The sequence below is a fragment of the Oryzihumus sp. genome (genome assembly GCF_054325275.1).
Genome location: NZ_JBTCWL010000002.1, coordinates 71,642 through 95,545, shown reverse-complemented (window position 1 = coordinate 95,545; position 23,904 = coordinate 71,642). Strand labels below are relative to the sequence as shown.

Sequence of the window (23,904 nt, the reverse complement as noted above, 5' to 3'; positions counted from 1 at the left end):
GCCATTCGAACCGGGCCGTAACCCTGGCGCCGACGTTGACATGTCCGATCCCTTCTGGCGCGCCTCGCCTCCAGCGGGAGAGGCCATGACCAGCTCACTCTCCGAGCCGAAGGGGGCCGCGTCGTCACCCCTGTGGGATGGCGGCACATTTCAGCTCAATCCGGTACGCGTCTCGGCCCACGGTGACCTAGGTCCCCGCCCCGCGGACTCGGATGATGACCTAGGTCCCCGCGCCGCAAAGTCGGATGGTGACCTAGGTCCCCGCCCCGCGCAGTCGGATGGTGACCTAAGGCCCAGCCTCTCGGAAGATCGTGCGAAAAGCCGGGCATAGGCGGAAAGGGGCTATTCGCCTGGAGGGATGCCCGCGGCCATTCGCGCATCCAAGGCTGAGGATTCATCGCATTTGCGATGAAGATCCGAGATTTGGAGGCTCGTCATGAGCCGTCAGCAGCCGACCGTGCAGGCAACGAACAGTTCGCGAGTGCGTCGGCGAAGACTTCTGGCCGGAGCAGGCGCTGTGACCGCATTGGCAACCGTCGCGGCCGTGGCTCCCCAAGCTGTCGCCGACACCTCGCCGCCGCCCACCAGCACCCTTCACCTGACGGGCCTGCGGAACGTGCGGTACTGCGAGATCTTTCTGATCAACCCGGGGCCCAACAAGACCACGGTCTACAACACCACGGGCAAGGACGACTGCCCCACCGCACAGTGGAACTCCATGGACCCCAAGGCCATCGCCAAGCAGTACCACGTCCAGTCGGTGTTCAAGAACGGACAGCGGTTCTGGGTGCTCGACTCGCTGATCCAGGCCAACACCAAGGAGACCAACAACTTCAACGGGATCCTGGCCACCAACTGGGGCCTGACGACGATCGCCGGCAGCACCCCGCCGCCCTACACGGTCCAGCCGGTCACGCGTACGTCGCAGTGGGTCTACAACTCCGGGACAGTCATCTTCGAGCTGCTCGCGCCGGGCAACAAGCGGTACGTCATGCAGGCGTACAGCAACATCGTCAACACGTCGCTGAAGTATGACGACCTGCTGCAACTCGGCTACATGATCCACCCGCCGAAGGGTTGGACCTACAAGGTCGAGGTCCTGGACCACCAGCTCTCACTGCCCACGGTGAACAACGGTGCCCAGGTCGTTCAGGACGAGTTCCAGGACAGCTACATGCTGGACACGAACCCGGGCTGAGTCACTTCGGCGCTGGTGGGTCACGCCTTCCCGTCGTCTGCGACGTGACTCACCGCGCCGGGGTCGCCCAAGTCAGTCCCCGGCCGGATGATCACCTTGACCATGGTCGGATCGCTGCGGAAGACGGTCAGCGCGGTCTCGACGTCCTCGAGTCCGTAGTGACCGGTGACGACGGCGTCGAGGTCAACCCGCCATCTGGACCGTCGGCGACGCACCCCGCGTCTGCGTCCGCTCCACCAACGGACGGTCGGCGGCCTGGTTCCGCGGCGCGACCCCCACCGGTGAGGGACAGGTGGTCGCCGGCACGGCATACGACGTGACCTTCACCGAGGCGGCGGCCGCCGAACTGGCCTGGGTCGACGCGGCCTACCGGCGCAAGTACGGCCACTACCCCTCGATCGTGGACCACCTCATCGAGGACGGACCGCGCTCGGCCACCCCGCAGGCCCACCCCGGCCTGACCCCACCCACCTCCGAACCCACCCACAGCTGGAGTGCGTCGGCACCCACGACCCGGTCGTCCAGGCGCTGCGCTCGGCCGCCCCGGCGGCATCGTCGGCTGCGTCGGCGTACCGCACGTCACGGACCTGCCGCAGGAGGCCATGTTCTGGAAGAACGTCGGGCTGCGCGGCGGCCCCGCGCCCGCCCGCGCGTACCTGCCCGACCTGCTCCAGCGCGTGTGGGACCGCCAGACGAGCCCGGCAGGGTCTTCGACCTCACCCTCACGCTCGAGCAGCTCGCCGAGGGTATGCCGCGATGGACCAGCGCCGGTCGATCAAGATGCTGCTGCGCCCCTGATCGCCTGGGCGCCCGGGCCCGGGTCGAGGCGTCCGTCCTTGCGCCGACCGGCCCCCGCCAAGGCCAGGAGCGCCGCACCGGCTGAGTCGGCGTGGCCGCCGAGTGCCTCAGCCGGCGCAGATCACGTAGACCGGCGGGGAGTAGCTGTAGGACGAGAATCGCCATCCGGATGAGCTGTACCAGGTGCCGTGCACATGTGTGGCCGTGGCCCGCCACCCGTTCCCCGAAGGGAAGCTGCCCGTCAGCGCGTACTCGTCGCTGCTGGAGCTGCCGTAGTAGTTGCTGGAGATCTGACCGACGCCGCCGCCGGTGACCTTGGTGCCGTAGGGGCAGGTGGCCCATCCGGTCCCATAGTGGGTGGTCGTCGTGCTGAAGTACCTGACGGCGGCGTTGACCGCGGAAGGCGAAAGCAGCCCCACTCCGAGGAGGACGACCACGGTGCCGACGACGCCGGTGATGAACGAACGAAGGCGCATGGGCTTGTCCCCTCGTGACGGTGATGATCCCCAAGGAGACTAGGGGCGGCTGACCTGCTCCGAAGCGGTTTTGGCTGGACTGCTCGCGGGTCCGCGGCCGAGTCTGTGCCAGTCCGAGCGGTGACCTGGGCAGGGCGACAACAACAAGGCGCCCTGACCTCGCAGCGGGCATATCGTGGTGTCAGGCCGCACACCGCACCTCCCGGACCATGTCCCCCACCATCGGCCGCGCCCGTTCCGCGTTCCTCGTTGCGTCGGCTGCCGCACTCCTGGCCGCGTGCGGCCCGGCGCCCCAGCGCGTGGCCGCACTCCTCGTGAGCAGTGCCCCGACGCCGGCAACATCCCCGGCCACCGCGGCCGCTCCGGCCGCGCGCCTCGCGCCACCGGCCCAGATCCGGGCCGCCGCCGGCACCGCGTTCATCCTGGCCCGTCACCCGGGCGAGCAGGTCTCGAGCACCAGCTGGGTGGTCACCAGCATCAGGGGCGACAGCGCCGTCGCCACCCTCGTCATGGGGCATCCGCTCGTGGCCTCGAGCCCGGCCGTGGCCCCGGTCCTGGCCGACTGCGACCGCCAGATGCGCCAGCAGGCCGCCAGCGACCTGCACACCTCGGTGGCCGTCCCGTTCGTCCTGTCGCTGACACCGGGGGCCACCACCGGCGCCCGCGTCAGCGTGGTCGTCCGGCACACCCTCGCCGCCGGGCTCTACCTCGCGGTGCTGGACACCCCCGTGCCGACGCGGGGGCCACCGCCGTGCCCTGCGGTCGCCGCGACCGACGTCCCGATCGCCAGCCGTATCGCGCCCGGGCAGGCCCGCCGGACGTGGTACCTCTGGGCGGTCTTTCCCAGCACCATCACGGCCGCCCAGCCCAACCCGGACGTGGGGGCCAGTGCGGCCGGTATCCCGGTGCCCCGGGTGCTCTTCGACGGGCTCGCCACCGGGTTCGCGCGCACCCACACCCCAACAGGTGATGGCACGGTCGTCTGCCACGGCCTGACGACGACCTACTGGCTCACCTACCTGCCCAGTGTCTTCGCCACAAGGATGCTCGACCCCTGCCGGGCCGTCGGCTGACGCCGGGTTCCGTACCGGCCCGCAGGTGAGCTGTCGCCGCCGGAGCTCACCGCAGCACCCAGCGGACCGGCCGGTCGGGGTCGGGCTCGTAGCGACAGGCCCGGCCGGTGCTGACCGTGTCGCGCAGCAGCCGCCCGAGCGAGGCATCGGCAACGGCGACCCGGTCGATGGCAGCAGCGACCGCCTTTCGCACCGCGACCCGGGCCTTCTCCGCCGTGGCGCCTGCCTCCCGTGCGCGTCCACCCAGCCCGGTGGCCCCGCGCAGCTGCTCCAGCAACGCCTCGCGCTCGGCGACCAGCGCGTCGAGCCGGCCCTCGTCGGCCCACGCATGGGCCTCTTCGAGCTCCTCGTCCAGCTCAGCGAGGCGGCTCCGGTAGGCCAGCCGGGCCCGGCGGTCGAGCAGCTCCCCGGTGGCCGCCTCATCCACGCCGGACCCGGGGTGCCCGGCGACGGCATCGGACAGCTCCAGCGCGGGCACGTCGACCCCCGGTCGGGCGAGGAGGTACTGCAGGTAGCACAGCCCCTTGGCCTCGCGCACCGGCGCCACCGCCCCGTCGCGCCCGACCCACCAGATCCCGTCCGCGCCGGCGCGCAGGTGGGCCACCACGACCGCACGCTGCTCCCCCGTCGCAGGCGTCGAAGTCGGGACCGCGGCCGACTCCAGGCGCCGCAGCCACCAGGTCGCTCCCAGGCGGCGGTATGCCGTGCCCGCCGCCGCCTCCCACCGTGCGGCCTCGTCCTCCCGGCCGAGCAGGCGGCAGGCCGCCGCCAGGTAGTCGTCGACGACCCCGACGAAGCTGACACCGCCGGCGTTGACCACTCCCCGTCCGGCACACGGCTCCAGCAGCCGCACCGCGGCGGCGACGAGGGCCTCCTCGCCCACGGCCACGGCGACCTCCGTCAGCGCGGTCACCGTCAGGAGCCAGTCGACGTCCCTGGGGATGCCGGCCAGGTCCGGCCCGGCGAGCTGGTGCAACAACGGCACCGCCCGCTCCCTTCGACCGGCCGCCACCCACAGCACCGCGCCCTGCGCGGCGACCGAGGTCACCGACTCCCGGAGGCCGAACGCCTCATACGTCGCCGCCTCGCGGGCCAGCGCCGTAGTGTTCCCGGCCTGCCGGGCGAGGTCGGCGGTCAGGGTGCGCTCGATGGCGTAGGTGTCGACCTCGCCGGCCTCGGTCCCGGCGGCGACCGCCTCGCCGGTGGCCGCGGCGGCGGCCGCCAGGTCGCCGGTGAGCAGGCCGGCCATCGCTCGGCGCGAGGCGGCGAAGAAGCGCACCCGTGCCGATCCTGCCTCCTCGGCGAGCAGCTCCAGGGCACGCAGCTGGCGCCGGACCGTCGGCAGGTCCAGCGTCTCCAGCGCCGTGGTGAGCCGCCACAGGTGGGCCGACAGGCGGGTCTCCACGTCGGCCACGTGTGCGGCGGTGTCCTCCAGCCGGGCGGTGATCTCACGTCGGGCGGCGAGGTCGTCCGGCCCCCAGTGCACCAGCAGCTGGGCGTCGAGCGCCTGGGCGAGCAGCTGGTCGTCCCCCAGCGACTCCGCCGCTGCCAGCGCTTCCGACGCGAAGCTCGTGGCCCGGGAGGCGTCGCCGGCCCAGGCCCACACCCGCGCGAGCGCCACCGCCAGACGGGCCCGCTGCTCCCCGCCGGCGAGGGACCAGGCCTCGTGCAGGAAGGCGGGCACCCGCCCGTGCTGGGCACCGAAGGCGTAGGTGCCGGCCAGCGCCAGCGCGGCCGCCCCCATGGCCTCGACGTCGCCGGCGCCCCTGGCCTGCTCGAAGGCCCGGACGTGGACGGCCCGGGCGGCGACCACCCCGGGGTGGCTCCCCTCCCTCGGCGCATCCTGCACGGACCCGCTCACGCACCGAGTCTAGGTCGGGCGTGAGCGGGGCAGGCGCGCAACGCGTCAGGGGCGGATCAGGGTCACTTCCGCGGCGTGCTCGGCCACGCGGGCGCGATCCCAGTCCCCGGTGCAGTAGACCGACAGGCGCTCGATCCCCTCCGCGCCGACGTCGGCGCGGAACAGCTCGCGGCAGTACCAGTGCTCGCCGTCCTGCTCCCACTGTTCCTCGACCTCGAGCACGAAGCCCGTCGGCGTCGGGTCCAGCCGGTGCCGCGGCACACGACCCGGCCCGGGGTGACCTGCCAGCCGGAGCGCCACCAGGTCCGGGACGCCGAGGGCCTGCAGCCGCCAGCGCGGCATGGTGAAGTCGCAGAAGACGTCCGGTGCGAACAGGCCCTGTGGCGGGCGGCCGGTCTCGAGGAAGGTGATCATCGCGTCCGCGACCTCGCGGACCCGGTCGGTCGAGAGGTACGCGGGTGCGGCGGTGGTGGTCGACATGGCTGCCTCCTGGCTGCCGGGTGGTGTGTCACCCCGCAGGCGTGAGGTCCGGTGTCACATCGTGACGCCGGGGTGACCACCCGGCATACCGGACCGATCAGGTGGCGGTTGCACCCTGCGCCGCCCGCCGCGCTGACACGTCTCCTCCGGCCCCGCGCAGCAACCACGCCACGCCGACCGCGAGCAGCGCACCGGCCAGCGGTCCCACCACGTAGGCCCAGAAGTCCGTCCACGTCCCGCCCACCAGGGCCGGGCCGAAGGTGCGCGCCGGGTTCATAGAGGCCCCGCTGATGGGGCTGGCCCACAGGCCGGCGAGCGCGATGTAGGCGCCGACCGCGATCGCCGAGAGGGTGCCGACGTTCTGCGCGCCGGAGGCAGTGCCGAGGATCGTGCTGAGCAGCCCGAAGGTCAGCAGCGCCTCGATGAGCGTTGCCTGCCACATGCTGATGCCCGGCCCGGGCACGGTCGCCCCGAGCTGTCCGACGTTGCCGAACATCGCCCGCAGCACCAGGCAGGCAGCGGTCGCCCCGACGAGCTGCGCCGCGATGTATCCCGGCACGCGGCCCCACGGGAAGTCGCGCCGCAACGCAAACCCCAGGGAGACCGCGGGGTTGAGGTGCGCCCCGCCGACGGCGCCCATGAACAGGATCATCGCCAGCACCATCAGTCCCGGCGCGATCACCGCCGCGGTGCGCGAGATCTGGCCGTGGCTGACCGCGTTGACGACGCCGCCGCCGGCCGCGACGAGGACGAGCAGGAAGGTGCCGAGCAGCTCGCTGAACAGGCGCCGCCACTCCTGCGAGGAGTCGTAGAACTGGGCGACGAGGTCGAGGTCACGCGTGATGAAGGAACGGGCGGCGGCGCGCTCGCCGACGGACAGGCCGTCCTGCGCGGCTCGCGGTGGCTGCCCGCCCTGGACCGATGACTGCGGCTGTGCCACGAGGACCTCCTCGGGAGTGGCGGACGACCCCTCCAGCGTTGGTCCGTCCGGCCCCACCCGCCTCATCCGCGCGGGGTGAGCAGCCGCCGTGCCGCCGTCCGCACACTGGCAGCACAGCGTGCCGGGTCCCGTGACCGAGCGGGCGGGGTGGTTCCACCCGGGCGCCCGGAGCGAGGAGGTGGCCCGGTGACCGTCCAGGCCCGGAAGAGTGAGCTGACCTCGCCTGCCGGGGGGCCGTGGTACGCCCGGCCCGCGACTGAGGTGACTGCTGCGCTGCACGTCGACCCTGAGGTGGGGCTGAGCGCCGCGCGCGCCGCGCAGCTGCTGTCCGACCACGGGCCGAACGCCCTGCCCGAGGAGAAGCCCGAGCCCGGCTGGAAGCGGTTCCTGGACCAGTACCGCAGCTACATGCAGATCATCCTCGTGGTGGCGGCGCTGGTGTCCCTGCTCATCCAGGAGTGGAGCACCGGAGTCCTGCTGATCGTGCTGACCCTCGTCAACGCCGTCGGCGGCCTGCGCCAGGAGGGCAAGGCCGAGAGCGCGATGAACGCGCTGAAGTCGATGATGAAGGCCACCGCCCGGGTGCGGCGCGACGGCGCCGACGCGGAGGTGCCAGCCGAGCAGCTCGTCGTGGGCGACGTGGTCCTGCTCACCGCCGGTGACCAGGTGCCCGCGGACGGGCGGATCATCGCCGCGAGCGCCCTGCAGATCGACGAGTCCGCGCTGACCGGGGAGAGCGTGCCGTCGGCCAAGGACGCCACCGTGCTGACGGGGCACGACCTCAGCCCCGGCGAGCAGTCGAACATGGCGTTCATGAACACGCCGGTCACCCACGGCAGCGGCACGATCGTGGTGACCGGCACCGGCGCCGACACCGAGCTGGGCAAGATCTCCGGGATGCTCACGGCGACCGAGGCCGAGCAGTCCCCGCTGACCCGCGAGCTCAACCGGCTGACGCTGTGGATCGCGGCAGCGGCCGGGCTGACCATGGTCGTGATGTTCGTCCTCGGCCACGCCCGGGGCCAGGCCTGGGACGTGCTGTTCGTCGCCGCTGTCTCACTGGCCATCGCCGCCATACCCGAGGCGCTGCCGACGGTCACCCAGGTGATCCTGTCCCTGGGCAGCATCGACCTGGCCAAGCGGAACGCGATCGTCAAGGACCTGCCCTCGGTGGAGACCCTCGGCTACACCTCGGCGATCAACTCGGACAAGACCGGCACCCTGACGATGAACCAGATGACGGCCGTCGAGGTGGTCGACCCCACGGACCGCTACACCGTCACCGGGACCGGCTACAGCCTCGAGGGCAGCATCCACCACGCGGCCGGGGCCACGGACACGATCGAGGCGGCGGTGCTGCCCTACGTGATCGCCAACGACGCGAAGATCGTCGAGGGAAAGGTCGTCGGCGACCCCACCGAGGGCGCGCTGCTGGTGCTCGGGCACAAGGCCGGGCTCGACGTCGAGGCCAGCCACGAGCGGCTGCCGCGGCTGGCCGCGCTGCCGTTCGACCCGGGATACAAGCTCATGGCCACCTTCAACCGGGCCCACGACGCCGACGGCCGCGAGGTCGTGCGCTGCTTCGTCAAGGGGGCGGCCCCCGCCGTGCTCTCCCGCGCGACGACGGCGCTCTCCGGCGGGCGGACGGTGCCCTGGGACGCCGCCCTCGGCAAGGCGGCCGTGGAGCACATGGAGCGGATGGAGCGCGAGGGCCGGCGCGTCATGGCCGCAGCCACCCGCGACCTCGACCCGGCCACGTTCGACAAGGACGGCGACCTGCTCGGCTACGTCGAGCACCTGCAGATGACCAGCCTCGTCGGCATGGTCGACCCGCCCCGGGAGCAGTCGAAAGCCGCCGTCGCCGCCGCCCAGTCCGCGCACATCCGCGTGCGGATGGTGACCGGGGACGACGTCACCACCGGCGCCGCGATCGCGATCCAGCTCGGCATCCCCGGCGAGGCGATCCTCGGCGCGGACTTCGCGGCCCTGTCGGAGGCCGACCGGCTGGACCGGATCGAGAGCATCGGCGTGGTCGGCCGGGTCGCCCCCGAGCACAAGGTGCTGCTGGCCAGCACGCTCAAGGCGCGCGGCGACGTCGTCGCGATGACCGGGGACGGGGTCAACGACGCCCCCGCGATCAAGGCCGCCGACATCGGCATCGCGATGGGCAGCGGCACCGACGTGGCCAAGAACGCCGGGCGGATGATCCTCACCGACGACGACTTCGCCACCATCGTCTTCGCGGTCGAGCAGGGCCGGAAGATCTACGACAACCTCGCGAAGTACATCCGGTTCGTGCTAGTGCTGCTGGTCACCTTCGTGCTGACGTTCCTCGGCGCCACCCTGTTCAACATCGCGGGCGGTGAGCCGTTCACACCGGCGCAGGTGCTGTGGGTGCACTTCTTCGTCAACGCGCCGTTCGGCTTCGCTCTGGGCTTCGACCTGGAGACACCCGGGCTCATGGCCCGCCGGCCGCTCCCCCGCGGCCAGTCGGTGCTGACGAACCGGCTGGTCGCGACGGTCGGCCTCGTCGGCCTCGTCATCACCATCGGGCTGCTCAGCCTGATCCACTGGGGCGGCGCGCACTTCGGCAGCACGCAGGTCGGTCAGTCGATCGCGTTCACCTCCTTCGCCCTGTGCCTCATCGTCGCCGCGTTCGAGTGCCGTAGCGAGACGGCCACCGCCCTGAGCGCGACCAGCTTTGACAGCAAGCAGATGAACTGGGCCGCCCTCGGCGAGCTGGTCCTCGCGGTGATGACCACGCAGATGGACATGCTCCGCCGGCTGCTGGGCACCACCGAGATCACCATGCGCGAGTTCGCCTGGGCCCTGGTGCCGGCCCTGGCGCTGCTCCTGTTGTGGGAGCTGGGCAAGGTTCCCCTCCGACGCGGCGCCCTGTCGGGCGTCGCCGGCACCGACTGACCGGGACCGGCAGGAAAGGACGGCAGCCATGGCGCACGACGACCGGGGCAAGCGGATCGCAGAGGCGATCGAGCCCCTGCGGGTGGAACCGGGCACGCAGGTGGACCTGGAGGAGGACTTCGACCCGCGGTACAAAGCGGACTTCGTCAAGAAGAAGGACGGCGCCGAGCTGCTGCGCACCGGGGTCGAGCTGCTCGCGGAGTACCAGGAGCGGCTGGCCGCGCAGGACACCTGGGGCGTCCTGGTGTGCCTGCAGGCGCTGGACGCCGCCGGCAAGGACGGCACCATCCGGCACGTCATGAGCGGGGTGAACCCGCAGGGGGTGCGGGTGCGCGGCTTCAAGGTCCCCTCGGCCGAGGAGCTCGACCACGACTACCTGTGGCGCTACGCCCGGGAGCTGCCGCCACGCGGCGACATCGGCATCTTCAACCGCTCGCACTACGAGGAGGTGCTCGTCGTCCGCGTGCACCCCGAGCTGCTCGACCGGCAGCAGCTGCCGCCTGAGGCGAAGGGGAAGGGCGTCTGGGACCGGCGCTACCGGGAGATCAACGACTGGGAGCACTACCTGGTCGACAACGGCTTCAAGGTGGTCAAGCTCTTCCTCAACCTCTCCCGGGAGGAGCAGCGGGTGCGCTTCCTGCGCCGCATCGACCTGCCCGACCACAACTGGAAGTTCTCCCCCGCCGACGCCCGCGAGCGGCTGCGCTGGGACGACTACCAGGAGGCGTTCTCGGAGATGCTCTCGGCGACGAGCACCGAATGGGCGCCGTGGTACGTCATCCCCGCCGACCGCAAGTGGTTCGCCCGGCTGGCCACGGCCGCCGTCCTGGTCGACACCCTCATGGACATCGACCCGCAGTACCCCACCGTCAGCACCGACACCCGCGCCGAGATGCTGCAGGAGAAGGCGGCGCTGGAGGCCGAGGCACCCAAGGGCGCCGAGCTCGACCCGTTCGAGGCGGAGGCGCTGCGCGCGGAGGAGGGCGGGAGCGGCCGGAAGAAGAAGGGCAAGAAAGGGAAGCACCGGAAGGACCGCTCGTGACCTCCGGTGCCGCGAGCCCGGGCCACCGCGGCGGTATGACGGGTGCCCATCCCGGTGGCTCGGACGCACCGCAATCCTCTGCACAGGTCTGGCTGGCGCGGGCAGCGGTGTGCGGCCTCGCCCTCGCCATCCTGGCCACGGTGGCCTTCGCCCTCATGGACGGCTTCCGGCTGTTGGTGACGGCCGCCCTCGGCGTGGTGCTCATGGTCGCGTCGGCGTGGTGGTTCCTGACCCACCGGGGCCTGGTGCGTTGGGTCGCCCTCGCCCTCGTCGTGCTGAGCCCGGTGGTGCTGGGATTCCTCTTCGTCCGCGCCCACCTGCTGTGGACCGTCGTGCTGGTCCTGGGTCTGCTCGGAGCTGCGGCAGCGGCCGGCCGCGAGGCCCTGGCCCGCGACCGGGTGCCGGCCACCATGCCCGAGCACGTCGTGCCGCCGCCGCTGCGCCCGTTCCTGGTCATGAACCCCCGATCCGGCGGGGGCAAGGTGGGGCGGTTCAACCTCAAGGAGCTGGCGGAGCAGCTCGGCGCGACCGTCGTCCTGCTGGAGGGACCGGGCACCGTGGACGTCGAGGCGGTCGCTCAGGACGCCGTGGCCGCGGGGGCGGACCTGCTCGGGGTCGCCGGCGGCGACGGCACCCAGGCCCTGGTCGCCGGGGTGGCGGCCGAGCACGGGCTGCCCTTCGTGGTCATCAGCGCGGGGACGCGCAACCACTTCGCCCTCGACCTCGGCCTCGACCGGGAGGACCCCTCGACCTGCCTGGCGGCGCTGACCGACGACGCCGTGGAGCTGCATGTGGACCTCGGCGAGGTCGCCGGACGCACCTTCGTCAACAACGCCTCCTTCGGGGCCTACGCCGAGGTGGTGCAGAGCCCGGCGTACCGCGACGACAAGCGGGGCACGACCCTGGAGATGCTGCCGGACCTGCTGACCGGTCAGGGGGGTGCTCGGCTCACGGCGCGGGCCGACGGGGTCTCCGTGGAGGGCCCCCAGGCGGTGCTGGTCAGCGTCAACCCCTACGAGATGACCGACCTGGCCGGCATGGGCCGCCGGGCCCGCCTGGACACCGGCCGGCTCGGGGTGGTCGCGGTGAGCGTGGACAACGCCCGGCAGGCAGTCGGCCTGCTGCGGCTGGCCCACGACCGCGGCGTCACCCGGGTCGAGGCACCGCAGGTGGTCGTCACCGCAGACACCCCCGAGGTGCCGGTCGGCGTCGACGGCGAGGCGCTCGTCCTGCCCACCCCGGTGACGTGCACGATCCGGCCCCAGGCACTGCGGGTGCGGGTCCCGCGGTCGCGCCCGGGCGTGCCGCCACCGACCCCGGCGCTCAACTGGGTCCGGCTGCGCCACCTCGCATTCGGGGGCCACCGGTGAGCCGGCCCGCGCCCCGCCCCGGCCTGCGGTCCGGGCGCCGGCGACGTCACGCGGCGCCGGCCTCCGACGTGGGCCACCGGGCCCTGGCCGAGCTCGCCGCCCTGGACCTGGCCGTCCACGACACCGTTGCGGGGACCCCCACCCCCACGCTGGACCAGGCCCTGGGCCGGGTCTCCAACGCCGCCAACTACTCGCGCCTGTGGGTCGTCACGGCCGCGGTGCTCAGCCTGCTGGGGCGCCGCGGCCGGCGGGCGGCCGTCGTGGGCCTGGCGGCCGTCGGAGCGACCTCGGCCACGGCGAACCTGGTCGTCAAGCCGCTCCTGCGCCGGGGGCGTCCGGTGCGGGTTGAGGCCGAGCGCGGCCACCGGGTGAAGATGCCCACCTCGGGCTCGTTCCCCTCCGGCCACACCGCCTCGGCGTTCGCGTTCTCCTCGGCCGCCGGCGCGGAGCTGCCGGTCCTGGCCCTGCCGCTGCGCCTGGCGGCCACCGCGGTCGGCTGGTCCCGGGTCCAGTCCGGCGTGCACTTCCCCGGCGACGTCGTCGCCGGTGCGCTGCTGGGGGCGAGCATCGGCAGCTGGACCCATCGTCTTGCGGCACGACGCCGCGCGGCACGGGAGGGATGATGACTGCCATGGGGACCCACGCGGGGGCCACCTCGACCGCCGCGACCACGGCCGGCGCCACCGCCACCGCGACCACCGCGGCGGGGCCGCAACCGCGCACGCGCGCACCCGGCATACCGCTCGTGCAGGTGTGGTGGAGCAGGGTGGCACCGCTGGACGCGGTCGCGCAGTGGCTGGACGCCAGAGACCTGACCCGGGTCGTCGCCCTGCACCGTGCGGACGACCGGGCCCGCTCCGCGACCGGTCGGGCGCTGCTGCGCCTGGTCGCCAGCCGGCTGATGGAGGTCCCGCCCGACGCGGTCCGGATGCGGGTGCTGTGCCCCCTGTGCGGCAGCGACCGGCACGGCCGTCCGGTGGTCACCGCCGTGGACGGCGTGCGTCCGCCGCAGGTGAGCATCTCCCACGCCGGTGACCGTGTGGTGGTGGCGCTGGCCACAACCGGTCCAGTCGGCGTCGACGTGGAACGGGTGTCGGCGACCCCCGACGGGGTGGCCGACGTGGCCTGGTCGGCAGCCGAGCGCGCGGCGCTGGACCTGCAGCCCGAGGGTCGCAGCCCGCAGGCCCGTGCCCGCGTGTGGGTGCGCAAGGAGGCCGCGCTCAAGGCCACCGGCTACGGCCTCGCGGTGGCGCCGTCCTCGCTCACGGTCACGACCGGGCCCGGTGACGCCCGGGTGCTGGCGTGGGCCGGCCACGAGGACTGGGCCGGGTGCCTCGGGCTCGCGGACCTCGACGTCGGCCCCGGGTATGCCGGGTGCCTGGCCGTGCGGTGCGACCCTGACGCCGTGCCCCAGGTGCTGCTCGACCGGGTCAGCGACGCCCAGCTGCGCCGGGAACGCCACTGACCGGCAGGAGGGGCAGCGCCGGCTCGTCCAGCCAGACCCGGAACAGCCCGTGCAGCGGCAGCTCGGTGTGCCGCGACGCGCAGTCCACGAAGTCCTGCGTGGTCACCACGCCGTGGCGGTGGGTGGCGGCCCAGTCGCGCAGCACGGCGAAGAACGCCTCGTCGCCGAGGACGATCCGCAGCGCGTGCAGGGTCAGCGCGCCACGCTTGTAGACCCGGTCGTCGAACATCAGCGCCGGCCCGGGGTCGGCCAGGACCAGGTTCTGGGGCAGCCGCGCGAGTCGGGCGTGGTGCTGCACCGCGAGCGCGTGCGCCGACGGGCCGCCCCGGTGCTCCGACCACAGCCACTCGCTGTAGCAGGCGAACCCCTCGTGCAGCCAGATGTGCTGCCAGGTCCCGATCGTGACGCTGTTGCCGAACCACTGGTGGGCCAGCTCGTGGGCCACCAGGCGCTGCTGGCCCTCGTGGCCGTCGAGGTGGTTGGCCCCGAACACCGACAGCCCCTGGGCCTCCAGCGGGATCTCCAGGTCGTCGTCGGCGACGACCACGTCGTAGGCCGGGAACGGGTACGGCCCGAACAGCTGGGTGAACAGCTGCACCATCTCGGCCTGACGCCGGAAGTCGTTCAGCAGCAAGGACTTCAGGCGCGCCGGGACCAGCGCCCGCTGGCGCACGGGGCCCCCGGCCAGCTCGACGACGTCGTAGCGACCCACCTGCACCGTGGCCAGGTAGGTCGACATCGGCTCGGCCTGCTCGAACACCCAGCGTCGGCGGCTGGCGAGCCTGGACTGCCCGACGAGGGTGCCATTGGCCAGGACCTCGTACGCCGCGTCGGTGGTCACCGTGATCCGGTAGCTCGCCTTGTCGCCCGGCTGGTCGTTGCACGGGAACCACGACGGTGCACCGTTGGGCTGGCTGGCGACGATGACCCCGTCGGTGAGCTCCTCCCAGCCGACCTCTCCCCACGGGGAGCGCAACGGCCGCGGGTTGCCGGAGTAGATCACCTCGACCACGAAGACCGCGCCGGCGGGCAGCGCCTCGGCCGGGGTGACGTGCAGCTTGCCGCCCCGGTGCACGTATCGCGCGGGTCGGCGGCCGTCGACGGTCACCCGGGCGACACGCAGGGCCCCGAGGTCGAGGCTGAACCGGCTCAGCGACTGGGTGGCCACCAGCGACACGCGCGCCCGCCCGGCGAGGTGGTTGCTCACCACGCGGTAGTCCAGGTCGAGCTCGTAGCGGCTGGCGTGGTAGCCGCCGTTGCCGTGGGTGGGCAGGTACGGGTCGCCGGCGGTCGCGGCACCCGGGCCGGGCCCGCCGGGGGCGGCCCTCACCGGGAGCCGGCCTTCTGCCGGACAGCGGCGGCCGTGGCGCCCTGCCGGTCGGGCCACGGCTCGACCGGGTTGCCCCGCCACCGGGTGTGCGCCGGGAGCGCCTCACCGCGCAGAACCAGGGACGCCGGGCCGACCGTGGTGGCCGCCCCGATGGAGGCTGCCGGCAGCACCACCCCGTGCGGCCCGAGAGTGGCGCCCTCCTCGAGGGTGACCCGGTCCATGCTCATGATCCGATCATGGAACAGGTGCGTCTGCAGCACGCACCCCCGGTTGACGCTGGCGCCCGCGCCGATGCCGACGAGGTCGGCCTCGGGCAGCCAGTAGCTCTCGCACCAGCTGCCCGGCCCGATGCTCGCGCCCAGGGAGCGCAGCCACACGGCGAGCGCGGGCGTCCCGGCGGCGGAGCGCGCGAACCACGGCGCGGCGAGCACCTCCACGAAGGTGTCGGCCAGCTCGGTGCGCCACACGAACGCGCTCCACAACGGGTGCTCCCCCACGGCGAACCGGCCGACCAGCACCCACTTGGCCAGAGTGCTCACCCCGGCGGCGAGCACGCCGGCCACCAGCAGGAGCAGCCCGCTGACCAGCCCGGCGACGACCCAGCCGGCTCGCGTGACCACCACCTGCAGGGCCGCCACCACCCCGACGCCGAGGGCGACCGTGCACATCACCGGCACGACGCGCAGCACCTCGACGGCCCCGCGCGCGACCTTGAGCCGCGTTGGCGGGTTGAAGGTGCGGGTCTCGTCCCCGGAGGCCGGGGGCCGGCGCAGCCGCACCGGCGGGCTGCCGAGCCAGGAGGTGCCCGCCTTGGCCCGGGCGGGGGTCGTCGACAGCACCGCGACCAGCCCGCGCTTGGGGACCCTGAGGCCGGGCCCGGTCATGCCGGAGTTGCCGAGGAACGCCCGCTTGCCGACCTTGGCCCGTTCGACCCGCAGCCAGCCGCCGACCAGCTCGTAGGAGCCGATCATCGTGTCGTCGGCGAGGAACGCGCCCTCCCCGATGGTGGTCATGCTCGGCAGCATCAGCACGGTCGAGGCCTCCACGCCCCGCCCGATGCGGGCGCCGAGAGCCCGCAGCCACCACGGTGTGGCCAGGCTGGCGTAGAGCGGGAAGAGCAGGCTGCGGGACTCGTCCATGAGCCGCTCGGTGGCCCACACCTGCCACCCGACCCGGCTGTGCACCGGGTGGTGTCCTTCGGACAGGCCCAGGGCCAGCAGGCGGACGCCGACCAGCACCAGCACCGCCAGCACGACCACCATCACGAGCGTGGCGACCGGCACCCAGACCAGCGCGGTGACGGCCGCCCCGCCGAGGGTGACGGTGCCGTGCACCGCCCGCCCGAGGACGAGCGTGCCGCACGCGACGGCCACCAACGGCAGGGTCGCCAGCGCCAGCGCGGTCAGGCCGTAGACCACCGGCCACACCCGGGAGCGCGGCGCCCGCCGGCCCGGGCTGTCGGCGTGGGCGACGCCCGCGAACGCCGCGGGCGACCCGGCCCAGCGCTCGGCCGGCGGCACGTTCCCGAGCACCGCCGACCCGGCACCGACCTCGGCGCCCTGACCCACCCGGGAGCCGGGCCCGAGGGTGCTGCGCGCCCCGACGGTCGCGCCCGCACCGATCTTGACGCGGCCCACGTGCAGCACGTCGCCGTCGAGCCAGTGCCCGGACAGGTCCACCTCCGGCTCGACGGCGCAGCCCTGGCCCAGGGTGAGCAACCCGGTGACCGGGGGCAGGGCGTGCAGGTCCACGTCCGCGCCGACCCTCGCCCCCAGGGCCCGCGCATACAGGCTGGTCCACGGGGCGCACGAGAGGTTCTCCGCCCCGGCGGCGGCCACGACGGCCTCGGCGCACCACAGCCGCAGGTGCACCGACCCGCCGCGCGGGTAGGAGCCCGGCCGCAGCCCCCGCAGCAACAGCCGGGCGGCCAGCACCGCCAGGCCGATCCGCCCCGGCGGGGTGAACAGCAGCACCCATCCGGCCAGCAACCACCACCACGACACCGGGGTCACCCAGGGCGCCCCTGACCCGGCGAGCAGGTTGTCCACCAGGGCCAGGACGGTGAGCCAGCGCAGCCCCACCACCGTCGCCGTCACGACCGACGCCAGCGCCTGCACCGCCCCGGCCGAGCGCGGGACCGGCGCCACCGTCCGGCTGGTCGCGCTGACCGGTGGGGAGAACTCCTCCAGCACCTGCGCCAGCGCCCCGAGGCGGGGGTTCTCGTAGACGTCGGCGACGGTCACCTCGGGGTAGCGGGCCCGCAGGGCCGACACCAGCTGCGCCGCCGACAGGCTGCCCCCGCCATCGGCGAAGAAGTCGTCCTCGGGCCCGCGGACCCCGACGCCGAGCACGGCGGTCCACTGCTCGGCGAGCCAGGCCGCGGTGCCGGTGAGCCCGGCCGCGCCGGGGGCCACGTCCGGCTCCAGGGGCCAGGGCAGGGCGTGCCGGTCCACCTTCCCCGAGATCCGGGTGGGCAACGTGGGCACGACCGCGAGCAGGGGCACCAGGGCGGCCGGCAGGCTCGCGGACAGCCGCTCGCGGGCCGCCTGCTGGTCGAACGCCGTCCCCGGGGCGACGGTGAGGTAGCCGACCAGGACCGGCGTGCCGGCAGGCGTGGTGCGCACCGCCGCAGCCGCCGCGGTCACCCCCGGCAGGTCCTGCAGGGCGGCGTCCACCTCGCCGAGCTCGATCCGGCGGCCCCCGACCTTGACCTGGTCGTCGGCGCGGCCCACGAACACCAGCCCCTCCGGCTCGTGCCGCACGAGGTCGCCGCTGCGGTAGGCCCGGTCCCAGCCCAGGGCGGGGCTCGGCGCGAACTTCTCGCGGTCCTTGTCCGCGTCGAGGTAGCGGGCCAGGCCGACGCCGCCGATGACGAGCTCGCCGGTGGCGCCGACCGGCACGCGGTGGCCGTCGGTGTCGACCACGGCCAGGTCCCACCCGTCCAGCGGCAGGCCGATCCGCACCGGGCCCTGGCCGCTCAGCCGGGCGGCGCAGGCGACCACGGTCGCCTCGGTCGGCCCGTAGGTGTTCCAGACCTCCCGGCCCGGCTCGACCAGCCGTGCGGCCAGCTCGGGCGGGCACGCCTCACCGCCGAAGATCAGCAGCCGTATGCCGTGCAGCTCCTCCGGCTGCCACAGCGAGGCCAGCGTGGGGACGGTCGAGATGACGGTGATGCCCTGCGCCACCAGCCACGGGCCGAGGTCCATGCCGCTGCGCACGAGCGCCCGCGGGGCGGGGACGAGGCAGGCGCCATGCCGCCAGGCCAGCCACATCTCCTCGCACGAGGCGTCGAAGGCCACCGACAACCCGGCCAGGACCCGGTCGCCGGGCCCCAACGGTGCTCCCGGCAGGAACAGCCGGGCCTCGGCGTCGACGAACGCCGCGGCGGACCGGTGCGTGACCGCGACGCCCTTGGGGGTGCCTGTGGAGCCCGAGGTGAAGATGACCCAGGCGTCGTCCTGCGGGGTGGGCGTGGCCCGTGCGGTCCGGCTGGGCGTGCGCCGGACCACGTCGCCGCCGGCTCCGACGACCGCGGCGACCCCGGCCTCGGCGAAGACCAGCCGGGCCCGCTCGTCGGGGTCGTCGGCATCGACCGGGACGTAGGCGGCGCCGACGGTGAGGATCGCCAGGATCGCGACGTAGAGGTCGACCGTGCCCGAGGGCACCCGGACCCCCACCTTGTCGCCGGCCCCGACGCCCTCGGCGGCCAGCCGCGCCGCCTGCACGTCCACGGCCTCCAGCAGCTGCCAGTAGGTCAGGGTCACGTGGCCGTCGTCGATGGCCGGGGCGCCGCGGTGGCGGTCCCGTGTGGCCAGGAGCACGTCGACCAGGGTCCGCGGGGGCGCGGCCAGCTCCCCCCGCGAGAGGCCGTCGTCGTGCACGCTGGCGTCCTCGCCGGGGTTGCGCACGTCCACTCGGAGTCCTCGTCGTCGGGCCGGCCGGTGCTCGTCCCGGGCCGGTCGCTGCACGGACAGCGCCACTGTCGGCCCGCCCGCGCGGCCTGCGCAAGGGGCCGAACCGCCCGGGCTCACGGTCGGCAGGTGCGGGCCGCGTGGTCGTCGGAACGGCTGAGGCGGAAGCGGCCCGCAAGGCTGATGATGAGCCATGGCCGCATCCGTCCACGCCGAGGTCGAGCGGAAGTACGACGTGGACGAGCACGTCGCGCTGCCGGACCGGCGGGCGCTGGCCCAGCTGCCCGGCGTAGCGGTCGTGGAGGGGCCGGCCGAGGAACGCCTCGAGGCGACCTACGTCGACACGGCCGGGCTGGACCTCGTGGCCCACAAGGTCACGCTGCGCCGGCGCACGGGCGGCCACGACGCCGGGTGGACCCTCAAGCTGCCGGTGTCGCGGGAGGAGCGCCAGGAGGTGCACCTCCCCCTGGGGCCGGCGGACGAGCCGGTGCCGGAGGAGCTGCTGGACCGGGTCCGCGCACACGTTCGCGACCACGCCGTCACACCGCTGGTGCGCATCAGCACCACCCGCCAGGTGCACCGGCTCATCGGAGACGGCGGGGTGCTGCTCGCCTGGCTCGTCGACGACCAGGTGACGGCCACGCCCCTGCGCACGGACTCCGGGACCAGCTCGTGGCGCGAGTGGGAGGTCGAGCTCACCGACGAGGGGGGACGGGAGCTGTGGGACGCCCTGGACGCGGTGGTCGGCGCGGCCGGGGCGTCCCGGTCGGACAGCGGCAGCAAGCTGGCCCGGTCGCTGGGCGAGGGTGCCCCCGAGCCGCCACCCCCGGCCCGGCTCTCGCGGCGGTCCTCCGCCGGTGACGTGCTGCGCGAGGCCCTGACCACGCAGGTGGAGGCGCTCAAGACCCAGGACGCCGCGGTCCGCCGCGGTGCCGGTGACTCGGTGCACCAGCTGCGGATCGCCAGCCGGCGGCTGCGCTCCACCCTGGCCACCTACCGCCCGCTGCTGCGCGACCCCGATGCCGCCCAGACCGTCCGCGACGAGCTGCAGTGGCTCGGCCTGGGGCTCAACACCGCCCGGGACACGCAGGTGATGCAGGCGCGGCTGGCGAGCCTGCTGGAGCAGGAGCCCGAGCCCCTCGTCGTGGGTCCGGTCCAGGAGCGCATCGCGGCCGAGCTCACCAAGCGCTTCGTCACCGGGCTGCGGGAGGGGCTCGCGCTGCTGGACCAGGAGCGCTACTTCCGGCTGCTGGACGCCCTCGACGCCCTCGTGGTCGCCCCGCTGACCGCCCGGGCGGACAAGCCGGCCGGCACGGTCGTCCACGCCCTGGTCGGGCGCAACCGCCGGCGGCTGCGCCGGGCCGCCCGCCGCGCGGAACGGGCCGACGACCGCGACCAGCGGGACCTGGCGTTGCACGAGGTCCGCAAGGCCGCCAAGCGGCTGCGCTACGCCGCCGAGACCGCCCGGCCCGCCCTCGGCAAGCCGATGAAGAAGCTGGCCCGCCGGGCCAAGGCGCTGCAGGACGTGCTCGGCGAGCACCAGGACGGGGTGGTCTGCCGGGCCCTGCTGGTCGACCTGGCCACCTCGGCCACCGCCCACGGGGAGAGCGCCTTCACCTACGGGCGCCTGCACGCGCACGAGGAGGCGCTGACCGCGACCCAGGAGGCGGCATACCGGCAGGCGCTGGCCGCGCTGGGCTGAGCGCCTGCTCGCGTGGCGCAGGTCAGGCCGCCGGGGCCGGCGGCTCCGGGTCGGCCGCCGCGGGCGTGCGGTGCTCGCTGGCCCACCGCTGGTAGGCCGCGACCGCCGTCGGCAGGGTCGGGTAGAGGTGGTCCTCCCCCACGCTGTGGGCCAGGCCGAACGCCTGCAGCTCCTCGCGCAGGTCCTGCTTGACCCGCGCCATCGCGAACACCACCTCGCGGCGCTCCATCTCGGCGCGCAGCTGCTCGACGGCGTCCAGCGCGGTGATGTCGACCTCGACGTTGGCCTCGACGTTGAGCACGAACCAGCGCAGGTCGGGCGCCGCGTCCGCCGCCTCCAGCGCCCGGGTCTTGAAGTCCTCGGCGTTGGCGAAGAACAGGGGCGAGTCGTAGCGGTAGACGACCAGGCCGGGGATCGTCGTGGCCGTCGGGTAGTCGTCGACGTCGTGCATGCCGGCCAGCCCCTCGACCTGGCCCAGCACCGCGTCGTGCGGGCGCGCGACCCGGCGCAGCAGGTCCGCCACCGACACCGCGACCGCGATGAGCACGCCGTAGAGGATGTCGAAGACCAGCACGCCGACGAAGGTGACCAGCGCCAGGACCAGCTCGCTGCGCCGGAACCGCGCGATGCGGCGGAACTCGGGCAGGTCCACCAGCCGGGTCGCGGCGTAGATGATCAGCGCGCCCAGCGCGGCGTTGGGAAAGCTGGCCAGCACTCCCCCGCCGAAGAGGAGCACCAGCAGCACCCCGGCCAGCGCCACCAGGGTGTAGAGCTGGGTCCGGCTCCCCGCGGTGTCGCCCAGGGCGGTGCGGCTGCCGCTGCTGCTCACCGGGAAGCCTTGCATCAGACCGGCCCCCACGTTCGCGGCGCCGAGTGCCAGCAGCTCCTGGTTGGCGTCCACCTCGTAGCCTCCGCGGTCGGCGAAGGCCCGTGCCGTCAGCACGTTGTCGGTGTAGCCGACCACGGCGACGCCGACCGCCGCGAGCAGCAACGCCTGCAGGTCACCGGCCTGCAGGTCCGGCAGCTGGGGGCGCGGCAGGCCGCCGGGGATCTCGCCGACCACCGTGATGCCATAGGCGCTGAGGTCGAACACCGGCACCGCCAGCGCTGCCAGCAGCACGGCGATCAGCGGCCCCGGCAGCCGCGGGAAGCGTTGCAGCACAAAGAGCAGGGCCAGCACGGCGACGGAGAGGATGACCGTGGGCCACTTCACCTGGTCGAGCCCGCCCAGGAACGAGCGCAGCTGCTGGACCATCGTGTCGCCCTCGACGGGGATGCCGGTCACCTTCTCCAGCTGGCCGACGATCATGATGATCGCCACCCCGGCCATGTACCCCACCAGCACCGGCTTGGAGAGCAGGTCGGCGACGAACCCCAGCCGGGCCAGCCACGCCAGCGCGCAGAACACCCCGACCACGATCGCGAGTCCGGCGGCCAGCACGGCATACCGCGCGGGGTTGCCCCCGGCGAGGGGGGCGACCACGGTCGCCGCCATCAGCGCGGTGGTCGACTCCGGGCCCACCGACAGCTGGCGGCTGGAGCCGAACAGCACGTAGGCGGCCATCGCCGGCACGATCGCCCACAGGCCCGCGACGGGAGGCAGCCCCGCGACGCCGGCGTACGCCATCACCTGCGGGATCAGGTATGCCGCGACGGTCACCCCCGCGAGCACGTCGCCGCGCAGCCAGGCACGCTCATAGCCCCGGAGGTCCACGATCCCGGGGAGGACGGAGGCGACGCCGCCACGCGATGCCACGGTGACAGCGTGCCCACCCTGCACAGGTGGTGGATCATCCGGTCTGGATGACGACGGGTGGCGGCGCCCACGCCGACCATGGCGGGATGACGAGCGCAGCAGCCCGGCCGGCGGTGGCCGCCGCGGGATCAGTGGTCCTCCCCCTCGCGCTGGCGCAGTTCGTCTGCAGCTACGCCGGCAGCAACATGAACGTCGCCATCACCACGATCGCCGACGACATCGGGACGACCGTCGTCGGCATGCAGACGACGATCACGCTCTTCACGCTGACCATGGCGTCGCTGATGATCCCGGGCAGCAAGCTGACCGACATCTGGGGCCGCAAGGTCTGCTTCATGTGGGGGCTGGCCGTCTACGGCACCGGGGCGCTGCTTGCCTCGCTGGCCCAGGGACTGCCGCTGATGATCTTCGGCTACTCGCTGCTGGAGGGGGTCGGGTCGGCCCTGCTGGTCCCGCCGATCTACATCCTCATCACCGTCCTGTTCACGGACACCAAGTCCCGGGCCAAGTACTTCGGCATGGTCAGCGGCGCGGCCGGTCTGGGGGCGGCGGCGGGCCCCCTCATCGGCGGCCTGATCACCAGTGCCATCAGCTGGCGCGCCTCGTTCATCCTGCAGGTGCTCATCGTCGGCGTCGTCGCTCTGCTCGCCCGCAAGATCGACGACCCGCCGCGGGTGGGTGCCGCCCCGCACTTCGACCTCGTCGGCGCGATCCTGTCCGCAGCAGGCATGTTCTTCGTGGTCTTCGGCATCCTCCAGTCCTCGACCTACGGCTGGTTCACCTCACGCCAGGACTTCACGATCGGCAGCACGGTGATCATCCCCAAGGGCGGGATCTCCCCCGTGTGGCTGTTCATCGCCATCGGCGCGATCTTCCTGGCGTGGTTCTTCCTGCACATCCGCTCGACCGAGAAGAAGGGCCACGACCCGCTCGTGTCGATCCGGCTCTTCCGCAACCGCACGTCGAACCTCGGGCTGACGACCCAGACCATCCAGTGGCTGACGATGCAGGGCTCCTTCTTCGTCATCTCGGTCTTCATGCAGCAGGTGCGCCACTACAGCGCGATCCAGACCGGCCTGATGCTCACCCCCACCACCGTCGGCGTGCTCCTGTCCGCCGCGGCAGCCGAGCGGCTCGCCAAGCGGCGCTCGCAGCGGTTCCTGATCCGCCGCGGCTTCGGGGTCACCATCATCGGGCTGCTGCTGGTGCTGGCCCTGGGCCGGGCCAACTCGGCCGTCTGGACCTTCGTGCCGGGGCTGTTCCTCGTCGGCGCCGGCATCGGCGTCATGCTCACCTCGTCGGTCAACGTGGTGCAGTCGGCGTTCCCGGAGAAGGACCAGGGCGACATCTCGGGTGTCTCCCGCAGCGTGTCGAACCTCGGGTCCTCCCTCGGCGTGGCGCTGGCCGGCTCGGTACTCGCCGCCGAGGTCCTCCCGGGCAACCGGGACTTCGCGCTCTCGCTGATCATCATGACGGTCATCGCGATGATCGGCTTCGTCACCGCGATCCTCATCCCCAAGGGCCACGCGAGCGCGGCTCCGGCCGAGTCCGCGCAACCGGCGACGCCCTGAGTCACCGCC

General features: G+C 73.5%; 17 protein-coding genes. 10 read left to right on the top strand and 7 right to left on the bottom strand.

The genetic code is table 11. The annotated features are described in order from the left end of the window. Positions 1-544 precede the first annotated feature (544 nt). Both ACXVGS_RS00935 and ACXVGS_RS00930 read left to right on the top strand, forming a co-directional pair. Positions 545-1,198, top strand: a complete 654-nt coding sequence (locus ACXVGS_RS00935; protein WP_458531145.1) for a hypothetical protein — start codon at positions 545-547, stop codon at positions 1,196-1,198. A gap of 193 nt (positions 1,199-1,391) precedes the next feature. Beyond that, positions 1,392-2,081 carry a DUF2255 family protein gene (locus ACXVGS_RS00930; protein WP_458536530.1) on the top strand — a complete coding sequence of 230 codons (690 nt, stop codon included), beginning with the start codon at positions 1,392-1,394 and terminating at the stop codon, positions 2,079-2,081. Positions 2,082-2,103: 22 nt separating this feature from the next. Here ACXVGS_RS00930 and ACXVGS_RS00925 read toward each other — a convergent pair whose 3' ends face one another. Then, complete coding sequence (locus tag ACXVGS_RS00925) at positions 2,104-2,472, bottom strand: hypothetical protein (protein WP_458529560.1); 369 nt, start codon at positions 2,470-2,472, stop codon at positions 2,104-2,106. 209 nt (positions 2,473-2,681) lie between these two features. On the opposite strand from ACXVGS_RS00925, the gene ACXVGS_RS00920 reads away from it, so the two are divergent. Beyond that, the gene (locus ACXVGS_RS00920) at positions 2,682-3,545 is read left to right on the top strand and encodes a hypothetical protein (RefSeq protein WP_458529561.1); all 864 of its coding nucleotides are present in this window, start codon (positions 2,682-2,684) and stop codon (positions 3,543-3,545) included. Positions 3,546-3,591: 46 nt separating this feature from the next. Here ACXVGS_RS00920 and ACXVGS_RS00915 read toward each other — a convergent pair whose 3' ends face one another. From ACXVGS_RS00915 to ACXVGS_RS00905, 3 genes are all read right to left on the bottom strand, one after another. Next, a complete protein-coding gene (locus ACXVGS_RS00915) occupies positions 3,592-5,406 on the bottom strand; it encodes a hypothetical protein (protein ID WP_458536529.1) in 1,815 nt (604 codons plus the stop codon). A 45-nt stretch (positions 5,407-5,451) separates the two neighbouring features. Further along, the gene (locus tag ACXVGS_RS00910; RefSeq protein ID WP_458533723.1) at positions 5,452-5,886 is read right to left on the bottom strand and encodes a hypothetical protein; all 435 of its coding nucleotides are present in this window, start codon (positions 5,884-5,886) and stop codon (positions 5,452-5,454) included. 97 nt (positions 5,887-5,983) lie between these two features. Next, on the bottom strand, positions 5,984-6,826 hold the full coding sequence (locus ACXVGS_RS00905; protein WP_458529564.1) for an MIP/aquaporin family protein: 843 nt from the start codon (positions 6,824-6,826) through the stop codon (positions 5,984-5,986). A 186-nt stretch (positions 6,827-7,012) separates the two neighbouring features. Here ACXVGS_RS00905 and ACXVGS_RS00900 point away from each other — a divergent pair, with 186 nt between their 5' ends. The 5 genes from ACXVGS_RS00900 (at position 7,013) to ACXVGS_RS00880 (ending at position 13,625) form a co-directional block, all read left to right on the top strand. Continuing rightward, a complete protein-coding gene (locus ACXVGS_RS00900) occupies positions 7,013-9,748 on the top strand; it encodes a cation-translocating P-type ATPase (protein WP_458531141.1) in 2,736 nt (911 codons plus the stop codon). Between the two features lie 28 nt (positions 9,749-9,776). Continuing rightward, positions 9,777-10,790: a polyphosphate kinase 2 family protein gene (locus ACXVGS_RS00895; protein ID WP_458536528.1), complete on the top strand. Its 1,014-nt coding sequence runs from the start codon at positions 9,777-9,779 to the stop codon at positions 10,788-10,790. A 140-nt stretch (positions 10,791-10,930) separates the two neighbouring features. Beyond that, positions 10,931-12,160: a diacylglycerol/lipid kinase family protein gene (locus ACXVGS_RS00890; protein ID WP_458531140.1), complete on the top strand. Its 1,230-nt coding sequence runs from the start codon at positions 10,931-10,933 to the stop codon at positions 12,158-12,160. Beyond that, positions 12,157-12,783 carry a phosphatase PAP2 family protein gene (locus ACXVGS_RS00885; protein ID WP_458529568.1) on the top strand — a complete coding sequence of 209 codons (627 nt, stop codon included), beginning with the start codon at positions 12,157-12,159 and terminating at the stop codon, positions 12,781-12,783. The genes ACXVGS_RS00890 and ACXVGS_RS00885 overlap by 4 nt, the downstream gene beginning before the upstream one ends. Before the next feature lie 8 nt (positions 12,784-12,791). Beyond that, positions 12,792-13,625, top strand: a complete 834-nt coding sequence (locus tag ACXVGS_RS00880) for a 4'-phosphopantetheinyl transferase family protein (protein WP_458529569.1) — start codon at positions 12,792-12,794, stop codon at positions 13,623-13,625. On the opposite strand, the gene ACXVGS_RS00875 is transcribed toward ACXVGS_RS00880, so the two are convergent. Both ACXVGS_RS00875 and ACXVGS_RS00870 read right to left on the bottom strand, forming a co-directional pair. Continuing rightward, positions 13,591-14,955: a M1 family metallopeptidase gene (locus tag ACXVGS_RS00875; RefSeq protein ID WP_458529570.1), complete on the bottom strand. Its 1,365-nt coding sequence runs from the start codon at positions 14,953-14,955 to the stop codon at positions 13,591-13,593. The genes ACXVGS_RS00880 and ACXVGS_RS00875 overlap by 35 nt on opposite strands. Beyond that, the gene (locus ACXVGS_RS00870; protein WP_458536527.1) at positions 14,952-18,869 is read right to left on the bottom strand and encodes a Pls/PosA family non-ribosomal peptide synthetase; all 3,918 of its coding nucleotides are present in this window, start codon (positions 18,867-18,869) and stop codon (positions 14,952-14,954) included. The genes ACXVGS_RS00875 and ACXVGS_RS00870 overlap by 4 nt, the downstream gene beginning before the upstream one ends. A gap of 190 nt (positions 18,870-19,059) precedes the next feature. Here ACXVGS_RS00870 and ACXVGS_RS00865 point away from each other — a divergent pair, with 190 nt between their 5' ends. Next, positions 19,060-20,568, top strand: coding sequence for a CYTH and CHAD domain-containing protein (locus ACXVGS_RS00865; RefSeq protein ID WP_458536526.1), 1,509 nt, complete (start codon positions 19,060-19,062; stop codon positions 20,566-20,568). 22 nt (positions 20,569-20,590) lie between these two features. Here the strand turns inward: ACXVGS_RS00865 and ACXVGS_RS00860 are convergent, their stop codons facing one another. Continuing rightward, positions 20,591-22,324 (bottom strand): SulP family inorganic anion transporter, encoded by a 1,734-nt coding sequence (locus tag ACXVGS_RS00860; RefSeq protein ID WP_458529573.1) that lies wholly within the window; start codon positions 22,322-22,324, stop codon positions 20,591-20,593. Between the two features lie 86 nt (positions 22,325-22,410). On the opposite strand from ACXVGS_RS00860, the gene ACXVGS_RS00855 reads away from it, so the two are divergent. After that, complete coding sequence (locus ACXVGS_RS00855) at positions 22,411-23,895, top strand: MFS transporter (protein WP_458529574.1); 1,485 nt, start codon at positions 22,411-22,413, stop codon at positions 23,893-23,895. Positions 23,896-23,904 lie beyond the last annotated feature (9 nt).